We start from the raw sequence: 17,206 nt of genomic DNA, 5'->3' as shown, positions 1-17,206 counted from the left end.
CGATATTCCGGGTAATTTTATAGGAGCTTCGGAGATAAAGACGAAATCGTAAGAATAAGCAAGAAAAAGAGAGAAAACAATGCGGTGTCCCGGTGCTGGAGCATCCGAAGAAAAGCCGAGCCCGCTTGGTTCGCAAAGTGTCGGCATCGAAAGCGTAAAAGCGTTACATGAGAAAAAGAGGCTTTGCAAATAAGGGAGTTATTCGCGTAAATTACGTTGTTTCTGAATTGTAAATGATCGAAAAGCAAAGTTGAATATGTCGCTTTCCCATGGATTCTTTGGTGTGATTCAGCTAAGATAAATGTAATGGAATACACAAAGAGTGTGGAGGGTAAGGATGCATTCTTCCTATAGTGAAGTGGAGAAAAGAAGGAACGAGATATTGCAGGAATTAGACGAGCGCGACAAAGTCTATGTAAAAGAGCTTGCCGAAAAATTCGGCGTGACAACCGAGACCATTCGGCGAGACCTGGACAAGTTGGAGAGTCTGAACAAATTAAAAAAAATATTTGGCGGAGCGATCAAAACGAGCCATCAAAAGCTGGAATGGATATATAACGATCGAGAGTCGATCAATCTGGAGGTCAAAAGAAAACTGGCTGCCGAGGCCGCCAATTGGGTGGAGGACAACGATATTATTTTCCTCCAGGCAGGAAGCACCGTTGCCCAAATGCCGCCATTCTTAAGAGAAAAAAAAGAGCTTACGGTGGTCAGCAATTCTGTTCCGATCATTTTTGAATTCGCTCAATATAAGCGAAATGGGGAATTTGACGGGCGGGTGATTCAGATTGGCGGAGAGCTTCAAGTTTCTTCGATGGGGATGTCGGGCGTACTCGCTCAAGACATGTTAAGAGACATTACCATAAACAAGGCTTTTTTTTCCTGTGGAGGCTTTACGCCTGAAAATATCAGTACGTTTCAAAGCGAGAGTGCGCTAATGACGAAAAGCCTGCTGGCTCAAAGCCAAAAGAAAGTGCTGGTTGCGGATGCTTCAAAAATGGGCGTCAAGCATCTGTATAAAGTAACTTCCCTGCTTGAAGTGGACATGATTATTACGAATACGGACTTGCCGGAAGAATGGAAATCACACACCGAATTGTCCTCATTGCAATGGGTTTCTATTTAAATTTAAGAGAAATGCGAAAAAAACAACACGTCGTTTGGAAACAAACGGAGTGTTGTTTTTATTTGGTTTTATATTTGTATTTATAAATTTTACAATATTAACATGTTGTTTTTACACTTACATTACATTTATATATTATGATTTTGTTGTAGAAACCACATAAAACGAAAGGGGAAGCCAACCATTGAATTATCAACTGAGTGATCGTGTCCATGCGCTTAATCCTTATATCGGAGCGGAATTAAGAGATAAAGTCGAAACGCTTCGCCGATCGGGCCGCAAGCTTATCGCACTTAACGTGGGGGAACCGGATTTTCCCACACCAGTCCATATCGCTCATGCAGGTATAGAAGCGATTATTAAAGGCGTAACGAAATATACCCCCGTGCAGGGTACACATGATGTTCGGCAGGCTGTTTGTTACAAACTGAAGAGAGACAACAGTCTGAGTTATGGTCCGGAGGAGGTGATCATCACCACTGGAGCCAAACAAGCCGTGGCGAATGCGTTGCTTTCGATTTGCAATGAGGGCGACGAAGTGCTTTTACCGATTCCCTGCTGGGGGAGTTACCCGGAAATGATCGCCCATACAGGGGCACGGCCTGTGTTTGTTGAAACCGATCCGGAACAAGACTTTGGGCTCAACGTGGAGCGACTTGGTAGTAAAGTAACTTCCAAGACGCGGGCTATTTTGCTGACAAATCCCAACAATCCGACCGGAGCGGTACTCGATCGAGAAACGTTATATGCCATCGGTATGATCGCTGTTCGTCATGATCTTTACATTATTGCGGATGAAATTTATGAACATTTGGTCTATGGCGAAAAAGTTCCTTCGATCGCGGCTTTAAGCGAGGAAATTAAATCGCGGACGATTACGATAAATGGGTTATCCAAGGCGTATGCCATGACGGGCTGGCGAATCGGGTACGCATGCGGTCCATTGCCCGTGATTCGCGCCATGACAGTCATTCAAAGCTACACTACCTCCAATCCAAGCTCGATCGGTCAATACGCGGCGATTGCGGCGCTCAAGGATGAGGGGGATTCGGTAAAGGAAATGACAAAATCTTTTGATGAACGAAGGCAATATCTGATTCGTGAAATTCAATCGATTCGGGGATTGTCATGCCCCAATGCGAGAGGCGCTTTTTACTTGATGGTGGATGTGTCTCGTTACTTTGGTTCAGTTTATGAGGAGGGGGCGATTGCCGATAGCAAGGACTTTGCCGAATATTTGCTGGATCAAGTGGGTGTCGTCGTAACGCCGGGGGACATGTTTCAGGCTCCCCGATTTATTCGGCTTTCCTATGCTACATCCCTGGCACAATTGCAGGAGGCTGTTGCCTTGATCAGGGCGGCATTGTCTCTATTGAAAATGAGAGAGGAAAATCTGAAATGAATCCATCTGCGTTTTTGAAAGCCGCAAAGAAAGGATGAGCTACGATGCCGACAAAATTTTGGGAAAACAAGGAAGCGGACATGCTCGACCTGATTGAGAAGCTTGTCAATATCGATAGCGGGACGTTTTATAAAGCGGGTGTGGATCAGGTGGGGAATGTGCTGGCCTCTGCTTATCAGGCTCTTGGATTTCAGGTTGCGGTCGATCGGCAATCCGAGCGGGGGGATCATTTGGTCATCGTTCATCCTGAGGAGCAGCACCCGGACATTTTGATGATTGGGCATATGGGCACGGTATTTCCTGTGGGTACACCGCAAAGCCGACCATTTTCACGTGATGAATCTTTTGCTTACGGACCCGGCGTATACGATATGAAGGCCAGCCTGGTTATGATGCTGTTTGCAATAAAATCATTGATTGAAGAAGGAGACGAGAGCTTCAAGCGGATCAAAATCATTCTGAATTCAGATGAAGAGCACGGTTCGATTTATTCCAGGGAATTGATTGAGCGGGAAGCAGCAAGCGTGAAGTATGCTTTGATCGTTGAACCGAGCGATATGACGGGGAGACTTATAACCGGTCGGCGCGGCGGCGGTAAATTCGAATTGCTTGTAACCGGAAAGGCGGCGCATTCCGGGGAAGAACCGGAAAAGGGACGAAGCGCCATTGGTGAACTCGCGCATAAAATTGTTCAACTTCATGCTTTGACCGATCCGAATGCGGGCGTCCATGTCAATGTCGGGGTGATTAGCGGCGGAACGACCAGCAACACGATCGCTGCCCATGCCAAGGCTTCTATTGATGTACGAATGGAGACACCGGAACAGGTGGTGGAGTTGGAGCGCAAAATCAAACACATTTGCGGGGCGCCAACGATTGAAGGAACAACGTTAGTCTTGCAAGGCGGTATTACAAGACCGCCGATGATCAAAAATGCGAACACTGAGCATTTATTGAAAATCGTTCAAGAAGAAGCGATGCAGCTGGGAGAATCGTTAACGGATATGAAAATCGGTTCAGGATCGGACGGCAACCTGACTTCGACGGTAGGGATAGCGACGATTGATGCGCTAGGTCCACGTGGCGGAAACGCGCATACTGCGGAGGAATTTATGGATATCGAAAGCTTGGTGCCGAGAACAAGGCTCTTGGCTAACGTGATTAAACGATTAAGTCGTGAATAAACCATTTATACAGATTAAATGATCCGACATTGGGGATATATGTCAATGTTGGGGTTGAATAAAAATTCCAATATTTTAAAGGAGATACTCCATTGCGAAATAGAATGAAGCAAAAACTTTTAGCAGGTAAAACGGCTTTAGGGGTTTCAATTATGATCCCTTCGGTTCAGCTTGTAGAAATGGCCGGAAAATTAGGATACGATTGGGTGCTGATTGATTGCGAGCATGGTTCCATCTCCTTGGAAACCGTTGAATACATGGTAATGGCAGCGGAAGCGAGCAACATTACACCCATCATTAGACCGCAAAAAAACGATCCGGAGCTGATCGGGCAATACATGGATCGTGGTGTGATGGGAATCCAAGCGCCACATGTCAGTTCTGCGGCAGAGGCTCAGGAAGTCGTCAACGCAGTAAAATACTATCCGGTCGGCAATAGAAGTTTGGCCGTGGGAACACGCTCTGCCAATTACGGATTTGGGATCAGTTTAACTGATTATGCCCAACAGGCTAATCAAGATCTGTTGGTCTGTGTCCAAATTGAGGACAAGGATGCTGTGGATAACCTTGATTCTATCGCGAAAGTTGAAGGAATTGACGTGTTATTTCTTGGCCCGTCCGACCTTTCTCAATCGCTTGGACATCCCGGAAATGCCGGGCATCCTGTGGTAAAAAAGGTTATGGATGATGCTTTTTGCAAAATTATAGAGTCCGGAAAGCTGGCTGGTACGGCAGGCAATCTTGAAATAACGCCAAGACGTTTGGAGCAAGGCGTGAAATATTACTATACGCATTTAACAACGCTGCTGGCATATTCATCTTCCGTATTCTTGGGAAATGCCAAGGAGTGAACCCCATAGAAACAATCATTGATTTGAAGGGAGCAACATCATGTCCATCATTAGAAAAGCGCTTTTTCCCTTATTAAGTATTCTGGTCATCTTCGCAACAGCAGGATGCGCCGGACAAGGCACTCAAAACACTGGAGCTGCTGAAAGCAGCCAACAGGAAACTTCATCCTATACGCCCGACAAGTTGAAAATCGGAGTTATTCCCAGCGAAGACAGTGAAAACGTTGAATCAAAAATGGAGCCTTTAAAAAAATATCTATCCAAGAAACTTGGCATGGAAGTTGATATTTTTGTGGCTAATGATTATACAGCTGTAGTGGAAGCAATGAGAAGCAAGCAAATCGACGTTGCCCATTTAGGACCTTTTTCCTACCTGCTAGCTACCGAGAAGGCCAATGCCGAGGCTATAGTGTCGAAGGTTGACGCAGACACTGGATTACCAACGTATAAGAGCGTTATCCTTACACGCAAGGACTCGGGAATAAAGACGATTTCTGACCTTAAAGGCAAGACATTTGCATTTATCGATCCGGCATCCACTTCAGGAAATCTAGTGCCCAGAAATGAGCTGCTGAAAAACGGGGTCGATCCTGACAAAGACTTTTCCACTTCGCTCTATGCGGGTGGGGGGGATGCTTCAGCTCTGGCAGTGCAGAATAAAAAAGTGGATGCCGGGGCTACTTCCGATACTGTATATAAAGCAATGGTAGCGAAAAACCTGCTCCCGGATGTAAGCATTCTTCATGAATCAGCCCCTATTCCAACCTCTCCGGTAGCAGTACGAAAAGACCTGGATAGCGGATTGAAAGAAAAAATTAAGCAGGCATATCTTGACATGGATAAAGAATCCCCTGAATCTTTGAAAGCCTTGGGATTGGATAAATATGGTGAAATAACGGATTCGGCTTATGACAATTTACGGGAAATCGCCAAAATATTAAACCTTGACCTTACTGAGTTGAAATAGACTAATTAAAACGGAGGAAAAAGATGATTAAAGTGGAAGACCTGGTCAAATCTTATGGTCAAGAAACTATTTTAAATAATATTAATTGCTCCTTTGAAAGCAATGACGCAGTTGTTTTGCTCGGCCCCAGCGGGGCCGGCAAATCAACTTTGCTGAGGTGCCTAAACGGGTTGATTGAGGCAACTTCAGGAAGTATTTATATCGATGGGAAGAAACTGCCGACCGACAAAAAGGAAATACGGCTGTTAAGAAAAAATATCGGAATGATCTTTCAGAATTTTAACCTTGTCAAGCGGCTCACAGTACTGGATAACGTGCTTTGTGGGCGCTTGTCCTATAATTCGACCCTGCCGTCTTTTTTCAAGGTATATAAAAAGGAAGACTATGAACTGGCACTTCATTACCTGGAGAAGGTAGGATTGGTTGATAAACGGAATCAAAGAGCCGACAGCTTGAGCGGCGGGCAAATGCAAAGGGTGGCCATTGCCAGAGCCTTGGTGCAGCGGCCGACATTGCTGCTTGCTGATGAGCCGGTTGCCAGTCTGGACCCCAAAACTTCCCATGCCATCATGGACCTTTTGATGGAAGTCTATGAGGAAGAGAAATTAACCATGATTATTACTCTGCATCAGATTGACCTGGCTCCAAAATACAGCAAAAGAATTCTTGGTCTGAACTCCGGGAATATCGTAGCGGATTATCGTTCCGATCAGGTCAAAGCTCCTGATTTGTACCAGCTTTACGAGAACGGTCAGGAAACAGATGAAGATAGAGTTTATAAATATGAGGAGCAAAGACATGATAGATGATCAGAAAAATAGGGTTACTGACGGAAAGAAGGTGAGCCGCCCGTCTTTCAACTCAAAAAGGAATTTCCCAATATGGTTATCAACAATAGCTTTTCTTGTGATATTGGGCTGGAGTGCTCAGCAAGTTAATTTTAGCATTTCCGATCTGATCCAAGGGCTTCCTAATATATGGGATTTTATCTCCAGATCGTTTCCTCCTGATTTTACACATTTGGGTAAATATTCACTATCCGTTCTCCAGACCGTTCAAATGGCTCTTGTTGGTACTGTGCTTGCCGTCATCATTGCCATTCCGCTCGGAATAGGTGCGGCCAAAAATATCAGTCCGCATCCTGTGATTTACAGTATTTGCCGGACTGTCCTCAACACGCTCAGATCGATCTCGGAAATGATCGTGGCGTTAATTTTTGTAACCGCAGTTGGCCTGGGGCCGTTTCCCGGTGTACTGGCGCTTGCCATCCATTCGGCAGGAATGCTTGGTAAATTTTATGCTGAAGCTATCGAAAATACGGATAAAGGCCAGATCGAAGCTCTGGAAGCATCAGGTGCCAATCGTTGGCAGGTTATCCGCTATGCCATCTGGCCGCAAATTTTACCCGAGTTTATAACAGTAAATCTTTATCGCTGGGAAATCAATGTAAGGTCAGCAACCGTACTGGGATTGGTCGGAGCCGGGGGAGTAGGATTTGAACTGACTAGTACCCTCCGTCTTTTCCGTTATCAGGAATCACTTACCATTGTTATCTTGATCTTGGCTACAGTCATGATTCTGGATAAGATGTGCACAAAAATTCGACAGCATATTTTATAGGAGAAGTCATCGGTACTTCCTCCGGCGGCTGACCGGTCAATTCCGGATATGCCGTTTACCGCAATAGCAAATAAAGAAGCCGGTGGCCCTAAGGGCCGCTGGTTCTTTCTTCTAAATGTATCCAATGCTTTTCTTAGCTTCTTTGAGTAATTGGGTTACGTAATTTGTAGAGTATTCAACTTACAAATTTTGCTGAATAGGGCTTGATTATTTTAGTATAATGACTATACTTAAGATTAGAAAATGATCCGAAACGTTTTGGAGGACGAAAATTGGCTACAATTAAGGATATATCACAACTAACGGGCTTTTCAATTACGACCGTTTCAAGAGCGCTAAACGGCTATTCTGACGTCAGCGAAAGCACCCGCAAGCTGATTAAGGAAGCTGCTGAGTCGTTAAGCTACAGTCCGAACGGCTTGGCTAGAGGATTGGTCATGAAAGAAACGAAGACACTGGGACTGCTTGTGTCGGGAATGACATACAAGAACATCGACAACAACTTTGTGTTCGAAGTGTTATGCGGCATTAATGATAGCGCTGCCAATTCAGACTATGACCTCATTTTGTTCAGTACAAACACCGCTAAGCAGAAAATGAGAACGTATACACAGCTATGTCGGGAACGCAAAGTGGATGGGGTGATCCTGCAGGGCGTCAAGACTGACGATCCGTATTTGCAGGAAGTTCTGGACAGCGATATTCCTTGTGTGTTGATTGACATTCCGATCCAGAGCGAAAATGTGGGTTATGTATCGACGAATCATAAGGAAAGCGCTCAGGCTGCCGTAGAGCATTTGATCAGGCTGGGGCATCAGAAGATTGCCATGATCAACGGTTATCCGGAAGCTTTTGTATCCAAGGAACGTTTTGAAGGTTTCGTCACAGCAATGGACCAAGCCGGGCTGAACTGGAAGCGGGAATGGGTGGTAAACGGCGACTTTACGGAAGAAGAGGCTCAGCATCAGGCCGTGGAGCTGCTAAGAGTATATCCGGAAATAACCGCCTTTTTCTGTGCCAGCGACATGATGGCCCTGGGAGTGATCAAGGCTGCCAATCAATTGGGATTATCCATACCGGGGCAGCTGTCCATCGTAGGCTTTGATGACATTCCGACCGCTGCTTATTTTCAGCCGCCGCTGACTACAATTGGGCAAAACATGTACCAGCTTGGGTACGAAGCAGCCAATTTGCTGATGCGCATGCTCAAGTCCGAAGACAGTCCCAAGTCTAATGTGCTTAGAAATGAGCTGATTTTGCGTTCATCCACGGGCAAGCCACATCATCGCAGTATTTAAGCAATTACCGAAATGTTTTTTTATTTTCCAAAACGTTTCGGTTTTATTTTCGCAAAAATCCAAAACGTTTCGGATTATTTAATATGAAATTCTTAGGGGGAGTACGATTTGTTGAAATACGATGCTGGGCAAAGAGAATGGACTAACTGGCTGGTAAGGGAAACCTGTTTTGATCCCAACCACCAGGGCAAGGCTGAAGCCATCTTTTCCTTGGGCAACGGGTATATCGGATTACGTTCAGCTACAGATGAGCGCTACATCGGTCAGGTTCGCAACTGGTTCGTGGCTGGAACCTTCAACAAGTTTCATGAACACGAGGTTACCGAACTGCCCAATGTCGCAGATGTGACCGAACTGCAAATTCTAATCAATGGTGAAACGTTCAGCCTTGAAAAGGGGAAAACGCGGCAGTACAGCCGTGAGCTTAATCTGAAAACTGGAGAGTTGACACGTGATATTATATGGGAAAGTCCGAAGGGAGGAACATTCCAGCTTCAGTTTAAGCGGTTCGTGTCCCTGAGCAATCTGCATATTGTCGGTTCCAAGGTCAGCATCAAGCCGATCGATTGTGAAGCTATTGTACAGGTTGTATCAGGCATCAACGGTCAATGGACGAATTCCGGAGCACAACACTTTACCGAGGGAGAAAAACGGATTTTTGATAAAACCTACATTCAAATGACCTCCACCACAACGGAGTCCGGCATTGATTTTGTGACACATACCGTTCACCGATGGAATCTGGATGGAAGCAGGCTTGAGCCGGAGTTACGCCAGACGATGGGACGACGCAGGGTAGGCATTGAAGCCAAGGTTAACATTCCCATGGGATCATGCCTGGAGATGGAAAAAATCTCAAGCGTACACACCAGTCGTGATCTGATATACGGGAAGAGGGATTATTCCCTTGATTATATGCGAAATGCGGCCCTGTCGGAGTTTAAGCAGGAGGCAAGCAAGGGATACGACCAGTTGTTTTATGAAAGCGTTAACGTGTGGGAGGATACGTGGTCCGCTTATAACATCGAGATCAATAGCGTCTGCGAGTATGATCAGCTTGCGATCCGTTTCGCCATATACCATCTCGTCATAATGACGCCTGCGCATGACAACCGAATGGGCATCGGGGCCAAAGGATTGAGCGGAGAAGGATACAAGGGTCATTCCTTCTGGGATACGGAGATTTTTATCCTCCCGTTCTTTATCTACAGCAATCCGGCGGTGGCCCGCTCCTTACTGGAGTACCGTTATCAGGGGTTGGAAGGAGCGAGAAGAAAGGCCCGGGAGAATGGATTTGAGGGCGCCATGTATCCTTGGGAAGCAGGCTGGATCGAGGATGGGGAAGTTACGCCAGTCTGGGGAGACGTCGATATCGTTACGGGCGAACAGACCAAGATCTGGTCGGGATTCATTGAGCAGCATATTACTGCGGACATTGCGTACGCGGTATGGCACTACGTTCAGTCTACAGGCGATCTGGAATTCATGGAGCAGTATGGTTATGAAATGATTTTTGATACAGCGACGTTCTGGGCGAGCCGCTTCGAATGGGATGAAGACGCTGGCCGCTACCACATTAATCAGGTAGTGGGCCCGGATGAATACAAGGAGCATGTGGACAACAATGCTTTCACCAATCATATGGCGCACTTCAATATGCAGTTGGCCATTCAGTACTATGAGCAGCTTCAGCAGGAACGTCCCGATTTGCTTCAGCGCCTGGAGAATAAGCTAAATCTTGCAGCCGCAAGGGAACAATGGAACAAGCTACATCAGTTGTACCTCCCGGAACCCAACGATCAGGGAATTATTCCGCAGGACGATACGTATCTCGGTAAAAAAATCATTGATCTTACGCCTTACAAGAACCAGACAAAGGTCGCAAGCATCTTCAATGACTACAATCTGGATCAGGTTGGTGAAATGCAGATTTCGAAGCAGGCAGACATCATGATGCTGTTTTTCCTGCTGGAAAATAAATTCAAACCTGCAGTCAAGCGGGCGAACTATGACTACTATGAGCCAAAGACACTGCACGATTCCTCACTGTCCCTGTCTACGCACAGCATCCTGGCCAGCGATTTCGGCGATCGCAAGCTTGCCTACGATCTGTTCCTGCGGGCGACCGAGATTGATTTGGGACCAAACATGCATTCCTCGGATGCGGGCATTCACTCGGCCTCCTTGGGAGGCGTCTGGAAGTGCGTGGTCATGGGATTCGCCGGTATGCGCATGCTGGACGGTCAACTGCATCTGAATCCGAAATTGCCCGAATCCTGGCAAAAGCTAAAGTTTCCTCTATATTGGCATAACCACCGGCTGCTTATCACTCTTTCACCGGAGGATGTTCTGATCGAGACCGATGCGGAGGAAAGCATCAGCTTGTATGTTTCAGGGCAAAAGGTGCATGTCCATCAACGGCTTCAAATCAAAATTTAAACATACATTTCAGGGAGGTCATTTACATGAAAAAAGGGTCCATAGGTCTGATCATGATACTGGTGCTTTCCATGCTGCTGTCAGCCTGCTCCTCGGGAAGCAGTGCGGGCACAGGTAGCTCCGGTGATAAAGTGAAGCTGACCTTTACCGTATGGGGCGATGTTAACAGCGGCGCGGATGAAGTGAAGCTGGCCGAGCAGTTTAATGCGGCTCACCCCAATATTGAGGTTAAATTCGAACCCATCCCGAGCGAGGGGTACGGAACGAAGCTGACGACCTCGCTTGCGGCTGGCCAGGCACCAGACGTATTCCTTGTTGGCGAAGGCGATTATTATAAATACGTAGATAAAGGCGTAGTTGAACCGCTCGATAGCTATCTCGCTGCAGACTCGTCATTCAAGCTGAATATTTTTCAGCCAGACCTGATCAACAACATGAAGATTGAAGGCAAGCAATATTATCTGCCCAAGGACTTCAATCCGCTGGCCCTGTGGTACAACAAACGCATGTTTGACGAGGCACAAATTCCTTACCCGACAGATGAATGGACGTGGGATGACATGATCGTCGTTGCCCAAAAACTGACTAAAAAGGAAGGCAACAAATATACCCAATTCGGCTTTAACGCCGGGAAATGGGAATATCCGATCTACACCTATCTGTGGGATTACGGAACGGACATCGCCAATGAGGATGGTACTGCGGCCGAAGGGTACATGAACAGCGACAAAACCGTGGCGGCCATGGAGAAATATGTCGCCCTCTCTCAAGGAGAGAATAGGGTATCTCCGACTCCTCTGGATTCCCAGACGCTTGGCGGAGACTCTTCCATGTTTATGACAGACAAGCTTGCCATGATGGTCACGGGGCGCTGGGTCAAGACTGATTTGGACAAATCCAATGTAAAATATGGTTCCGCTATGATCCCGAAAAATGCGGACGGTACACGGTCAAGTATCATTGCAAGCTCAGGATGGGCCATCAATGCATCAAGCAAGCACAAACAGGAAGCGTACGAAATGGTGAAGTGGCTTTCGGGGGTAGATGCCCAGAAGCTGCGTTCCAATAACGGCAAGGTACTTCCGGCTACGGTCAAGGAACTGGAAAAGGTTAAGGCCAAGGAAGTGGCGGACAAACCGGTCATCGAGATGATGAATTTCGCCAAAAAGCCGATTACGCTACGTTCTGCGAACGGTCCGATTTTCGTAGAGGAATTCACGAAGGCGCTTGAGAAGATGCTGCTTGGTGAACAGGACGTTAGAACGGCTCTGGATGAAGCAGCGAAGAACGTTGACAGCAAGATCAAGAAATAACCATGGAGGTGAGCCGGCCGACATGCCGGTTCACTTTCTTCATCAAGGAGGTTGCCATGCGTAATTCAAAATCCGAGCGTGCCGGGTATTGGTTCATTCTGCCGTGGATACTGGGGCTGCTGCTCTTTACGATCGGGCCCATGCTGTTCTCCATGCTTCTGGCCTTCAGCAAATGGGACATCATCACCGGAGTCAAGTCGATTGGATGGGTGGGACTGGATAATTTCCGGACCATGTTTCGCGATGATTTGTTCTATCAGTCTTTGAAGGTAACTTTTATTTTTGCTTTGGTTTCGGTTCCCTTGTACCAGATTGCTTCTTTACTCATTGCTTTGTTGCTAAACATGCGAAATCGGGGCATGAAATTTTTTCGCCTGATCTATTTCATGCCTTCGGTCATCCCGGCAGTGGCGGCATCGATGATGTGGATCATGATATTCAATCCCGAGTATGGGGTCCTTAACCGTGCGCTTTCTTTGTTCGGCATTCAGGGGCCGGCCTGGCTACAGGATCCCGGCTATGCTCTTGGGGCGCTAATCGTCATGGGGCTCTGGGGAATCGGCAATACCATCATCATTTATTTGTCCGGTTTGCAGGGGGTTCCTGAGGAGCTGTATGAGGCGGCCAACCTGGACGGAGCCGGACCGCTTCAGCGCTTCTGGAACATTACCCTGCCGATGATTTCACCGACCGTATTTTTTAATCTGGTCATGGGCATTATCGGAGGATTTCAATATTTCACCCAGGCGTTCGTCATGACCAATGGGGGACCGCTCAATTCCACGTTATTTTATAACCTGTACCTTTACAACAAGGCTTTCAAGGATTTTGATATGGGATACGCCTCTGCATTGTCGTGGGTACTGTTCATCATCATTCTGGCGTTCACACTCCTGGTCATCCGCAGTTCATCTATGTGGGTCTATTATCAGGGTGATAACGAGAAGGATTGAAAGGAGGATATATCATGAATTATAGTTCCACGCGGAGCCGGATCGTTTCGCGCATATTCTCGATGGTGCTGCTGATCGCGGGAGCGGTCATCGTTCTTGTACCGCTGTTATGGACGCTGGCTACATCATTGAAGACCCCCGCTGAGGTATTCACAGACAGCTTTTTCCCGGCAGCATGGATGTGGTCTAACTATGCCAATGCAGTGACGGCCATTCCCTTTTTTACCTTTCTGAAAAATACGCTGATTATACTCATTCCAGTCATGATTGGAACGGTATTCTCTGCTGCGTTATGTGCCTACGGCTTCGCCCGCTTCAACTTCCGAGGGAAACGGATGCTGTTTCTGGTGCTATTGGCCACCATGATGCTGCCATCCCAGGTTACGATGATCCCCATGTTCATCATGTTCAAGGAAATCGGCTGGGTCGATACGTTCCTTCCACTGATCGTTCCTGCATTTTTCGGTGGCGGCGCCTTTAATATTTTCCTGATTCGTCAGTTCATGCGTGGCATTCCGCGCGATCTCGATGAATCCGCATTTGTGGATGGGGCAAACCAGTTCCAGATATTTACCCACATCATGTTGCCTCTCTCTTTGCCGCCGCTGATTGCCGTGTCGATCTTTACATTCATGGGAGTGTGGAATGACTTTCAGGGTCCGCTGATCTATCTGAACTCCAGCGACAAGTATACGTTGGCACTTGGTTTGTCCATGTTCAAGGGCTTGTACAACGTGGAGTGGAACATGCTGATGGCGGCTACTATGCTCATTATGATTCCACCGCTTCTGGTCTTTTTTGTAGCGCAAAAATACTTTATTGAAGGCATTTCCATCTCATCCGCCATCAAGGGATAGACGTATGGCGGCATCGGTGAGATCAGGGAAAAGCCATTGCAGAGGAGGACAACGATGGCCCGTATCACTAGCAGGCACCCGATCAATTTGTATTACAACGCAGGAGAATACGTCAAAATTTGCGGAACGCAGGACGGTTATTTTCCTGATTTTGGACACCATATGGCCAATGAGATGGGAGGCGTATGGCTGCACCCTATCAAGCTGCTGGACGGATTTTGGCTGAAAGTTACGGATACTGATCGTCAAATTTCGGTATGGGCAAGAGCAGACAGCTATAGCAGCGAGTCATGGGGAGGAGGCCGCTTCGAATATGACCACGGCCTGAGCCATATTCCGGTGTCGATTGTCCGTTCCCAGTTCGCCCCGGACTACGAAAAGGGTATGGTGGCAGAGTATGAAATTACTTCCTATGGCGAGGGGGAAACGCACCTCAGGCTTGAACTGCTGTCACGGACCGATCTTCGGCCTGTATGGTATTCGGACGAGATCGGCATCTTGCCCGGAACGGCCGAGACGGCCGAATGCCTGTCGCCCCGCAAGGTGATGGTCAAGGACAACAGTCACGACTGGTACGTGCTGGTTGGAAGCGACCTTCCAGGCAGCGAAATCTCCGTCAGTCCGGCCATCTACGGACCAGAGCTGACTGCTGGCAAAGGGACGGGAATATCTTTTGTAGCGGAATGTACGTTGAAGGAAAAGCAAGTGTTACGTTTTCGCCTGTTCGTTACCGGGTCGGAAAGCTCTCGTGAGGCATGCGAGGAAACGTATGCTGCCCTTGAGCAGGGACATGACAAGCTACTGGGGCAAAAGAAAGCCTTATATGATCGGTTGGATCAACGCTCCTTGCTTACCATCGAGGGGGAAGAGGAGCTAAATACGCATTTCGCCTGGGCCAAGCGCAACAATCAGTGGCTGGTACAGCGTGTTGACGGCATCGGCCGTGGACTGACGGCAGGGGGTCCAACTTATCCTTGGTGGTTCGGCTGCGACAGCACATATGCCCTTCAGGGCGTTCTTGCCACTGGCGACCACTCGTTGGTGAAAGACACATTGAATCTGCTGCTGGAGAAGTCGAGAGAGGTGAACGGCAACGGTCGATTCGTTCACGAAGTGACCACCATGGGGGCCGTCTCCAATCCGGGAAATACCCAGGAGACCGCGCACTATATCGCTTTTGTCTGGGAGATGTTCCTGTGGACCGGAGATGAAGCGCTTCTGCGAGAACACTACGGCTACTGCGTGCAGGGGATGGACTGGCTGCTGCATACGATGGACCCGGACGGAGACCTTTTTCCCTTGGGCTACGGTATCATCGAGATTGCCGGCCTGAACATGGAGCTGATCGACAGTGCCGTATATACAGCTAAGGCTCTTCAGGCGCTGGCATGGATGAGCAGTTATCTGGGCGAACAGAACAGCGGCGAGCATTATCAGGAGATGTCCGAACGGGCCGTACAAGCAATCAATCAGGTGTTTTGGTCTGACAATGACGGTTTATATGCTGATGCGGTTGCTCCTGCAGGTGATATTGCCCCGAAGGTCACCTACATGGCCTCCTTGGCAGAGAAGCAAGGCATTCAGGGGTACCGCGAATATGTTGAAGGGCTGCTGGCGGAAGCCGGAGAGGATCAGGGAGATCGGGGATGGCTGCTGAACAAGAACTGGGTTATAGTCACGCCGATGGAGGCCGGGATCGCTGATCCGGACAAGGCGCAGCGTGCACTGGAGACGATGCGAAGCAGCGATTTTGTCGGGGAGTACGGCACCTATCTGGCAGCCATCTACCAGCAGGGTATCATGACAATCTCGACCGGAGCGCATGCGATAGCCGAAGCCACCTATGGTAATCCTGATGAAGCTTTAGGGTTACTTCGGAGGATGGGCAAAAGCTTTTCCCGGGTACAGCCGGGGTCCTTTTCCGAAATGTCCCCGGATTACGGGTGCGTGGTTCAGGCATGGACAATCTACGCTCTCGCGGTCCCCGTCGTCCGGCATTTCTTTGGCGTCAGACCAGAAGCATATTTGCAGAAGGTAAGCTTTGTTCCCGATTTTCCACAGGCCTGGGCCGACAAAACGTGCAGGCTTGAGCGTCTGCGTGTGGGGGATGCCGAATTTGATATAAGCTTCGAAATGCGCGAAGGCTTGCGGATCGCAGAAATATCCAACCCTTCAAAGTGGACCGTTATTTTGGATTGGAAAGGATGCAGCTTCGAAAGCTGCGAAGAACGAATTGTGTGGGAACTGGATGGCAAAAAATGACCTTGAAAATAAAGGGTTATTTCGGAAGGATGTAATCGATTTAGAAGTAGATGTGGGGAGGAAGATAGATGAAAGGGAATACAGAAGTGGCGCATAACGGCGAATGGAACGCAGGTGCGGCAGGCGTTTCAAATGAATCGGGCATCCCGACTGATGCGGATTTGCGGACGGGACAGGCCGCTCGCGAGGGTCCATTGGCCAGGGAGTGCCCAATCGAAGCCGTTATTTTTGATTTGGATGGAGTGATAACGGATACGGCGGAATATCATTACATTGCTTGGAAGCAGCTTGGGCAAGAACTCGGTATTCCGTTCGACAAGGAATTTAACGAGCAGCTGAAAGGAATCAGTCGCATGCAATCCCTGGAGCGCATCCTTCAGCTCGGAGGCCAAGATCAAAGCTATTCTCAGGCGGAAAAAGCTGACTTTGCCCGTCGCAAAAACGAACATTATGTCTCGTTGCTCGATTCCTTGACACCGGAACATACTTATCCGGGTATCCGAGAGTTGCTGCTTGAATTACGGTCAGCCGGCATCCCTGCTGTGATCGCTTCAGCGAGCAAGAATGCGCCGCAAATTCTGCGAGCGCTCGGTCTTGAATCATTGTTTCAATATGTCGTTCACCCGGATTCCGTCGCACATGGCAAGCCTGCCCCCGACCTGTTCCTGCGCGGAGCCGTTGAGGTGGGAGCAGAAGCCTCCCGCTGTATCGGCATTGAGGATGCCCAAGCAGGCATTCAGGCTATCAAGGCTGCGGGCATGATTGCGATCGGAATAGGGGTAGAGACCGTACTTAAACCCGCAGGAGCGGATGTCGTTGTGAAGGATACCAGGGGGCTGAACCTGTCGTTTCTTGAAGAAACGCTGCATGCTTATGGATGCAGATAGCCATGTGCTTCTCTGACAGTCACTTTGCCGCTTTATGCAGAATATAT

The 17,206-nt window shown here is 48.1% G+C and carries 14 protein-coding genes; all 14 read left to right on the top strand.

What is annotated here, in order from left to right; genetic code table 11:
* The first annotated feature begins 337 nt into the window (after window positions 1-337).
* The 14 genes from BAZ21_RS22815 to pgmB all read left to right on the top strand — a co-directional run bounded on the left by BAZ21_RS22815 (window position 338) and on the right by pgmB (window position 17,159).
* Complete coding sequence (locus BAZ21_RS22815) at window positions 338-1,126, top strand: DeoR/GlpR family DNA-binding transcription regulator (RefSeq protein WP_068505214.1); 789 nt, start codon at window positions 338-340, stop codon at window positions 1,124-1,126.
* Window positions 1,127-1,310: 184 nt separating this feature from the next.
* Window positions 1,311-2,528: a pyridoxal phosphate-dependent aminotransferase gene (locus tag BAZ21_RS22810; protein WP_068505213.1), complete on the top strand. Its 1,218-nt coding sequence runs from the start codon at window positions 1,311-1,313 to the stop codon at window positions 2,526-2,528.
* Between the two features lie 44 nt (window positions 2,529-2,572).
* Window positions 2,573-3,712, top strand: coding sequence for a M20 family metallopeptidase (locus tag BAZ21_RS22805; protein ID WP_068505212.1), 1,140 nt, complete (start codon window positions 2,573-2,575; stop codon window positions 3,710-3,712).
* A gap of 104 nt (window positions 3,713-3,816) precedes the next feature.
* Window positions 3,817-4,563 (top strand): HpcH/HpaI aldolase family protein, encoded by a 747-nt coding sequence (locus tag BAZ21_RS22800; protein WP_068505211.1) that lies wholly within the window; start codon window positions 3,817-3,819, stop codon window positions 4,561-4,563.
* A gap of 40 nt (window positions 4,564-4,603) precedes the next feature.
* Window positions 4,604-5,530, top strand: a complete 927-nt coding sequence (gene phnD, locus BAZ21_RS22795) for a phosphonate ABC transporter substrate-binding protein (RefSeq protein WP_068505210.1) — start codon at window positions 4,604-4,606, stop codon at window positions 5,528-5,530.
* Between the two features lie 23 nt (window positions 5,531-5,553).
* On the top strand, window positions 5,554-6,339 hold the full coding sequence (phnC, locus tag BAZ21_RS22790) for a phosphonate ABC transporter ATP-binding protein (protein ID WP_068505209.1): 786 nt from the start codon (window positions 5,554-5,556) through the stop codon (window positions 6,337-6,339).
* A complete protein-coding gene (phnE, locus tag BAZ21_RS22785) occupies window positions 6,293-7,150 on the top strand; it encodes a phosphonate ABC transporter, permease protein PhnE (protein ID WP_305953039.1) in 858 nt (285 codons plus the stop codon). Before phnC ends, phnE begins: the two co-directional genes overlap by 47 nt.
* Window positions 7,151-7,422: 272 nt before the next feature.
* Entirely contained in the window at window positions 7,423-8,448 is a 1,026-nt protein-coding gene (locus tag BAZ21_RS22780) for a LacI family DNA-binding transcriptional regulator (RefSeq protein ID WP_068505208.1), read from the top strand.
* Window positions 8,449-8,556: 108 nt separating this feature from the next.
* On the top strand, window positions 8,557-10,887 hold the full coding sequence (locus BAZ21_RS22775) for a glycoside hydrolase family 65 protein (protein ID WP_068505207.1): 2,331 nt from the start codon (window positions 8,557-8,559) through the stop codon (window positions 10,885-10,887).
* 26 nt (window positions 10,888-10,913) lie between these two features.
* Window positions 10,914-12,200, top strand: coding sequence for an ABC transporter substrate-binding protein (locus BAZ21_RS22770; RefSeq protein ID WP_068505206.1), 1,287 nt, complete (start codon window positions 10,914-10,916; stop codon window positions 12,198-12,200).
* Window positions 12,201-12,256: 56 nt separating this feature from the next.
* Entirely contained in the window at window positions 12,257-13,153 is an 897-nt protein-coding gene (locus BAZ21_RS22765) for a carbohydrate ABC transporter permease (protein WP_068505205.1), read from the top strand.
* 14 nt (window positions 13,154-13,167) lie between these two features.
* Window positions 13,168-14,010 (top strand): carbohydrate ABC transporter permease, encoded by an 843-nt coding sequence (locus tag BAZ21_RS22760; RefSeq protein ID WP_068505204.1) that lies wholly within the window; start codon window positions 13,168-13,170, stop codon window positions 14,008-14,010.
* A 54-nt stretch (window positions 14,011-14,064) separates the two neighbouring features.
* Complete coding sequence (locus BAZ21_RS22755; protein ID WP_068505203.1) at window positions 14,065-16,272, top strand: alpha-L-rhamnosidase-related protein; 2,208 nt, start codon at window positions 14,065-14,067, stop codon at window positions 16,270-16,272.
* A gap of 212 nt (window positions 16,273-16,484) precedes the next feature.
* On the top strand, window positions 16,485-17,159 hold the full coding sequence (pgmB, locus tag BAZ21_RS22750; RefSeq protein WP_068505231.1) for a beta-phosphoglucomutase: 675 nt from the start codon (window positions 16,485-16,487) through the stop codon (window positions 17,157-17,159).
* Window positions 17,160-17,206: the final 47 nt, after the last annotated feature.

The sequence above is a fragment of the Paenibacillus kribbensis genome, assembly GCF_001705305.1.
In the GTDB taxonomy this organism is placed as follows: domain Bacteria; phylum Bacillota; class Bacilli; order Paenibacillales; family Paenibacillaceae; genus Paenibacillus; species Paenibacillus kribbensis_B.
The sequence above is the reverse complement of the archived record's forward strand: the minus strand, read 5'-3'. Positions and strand labels throughout refer to the sequence as shown.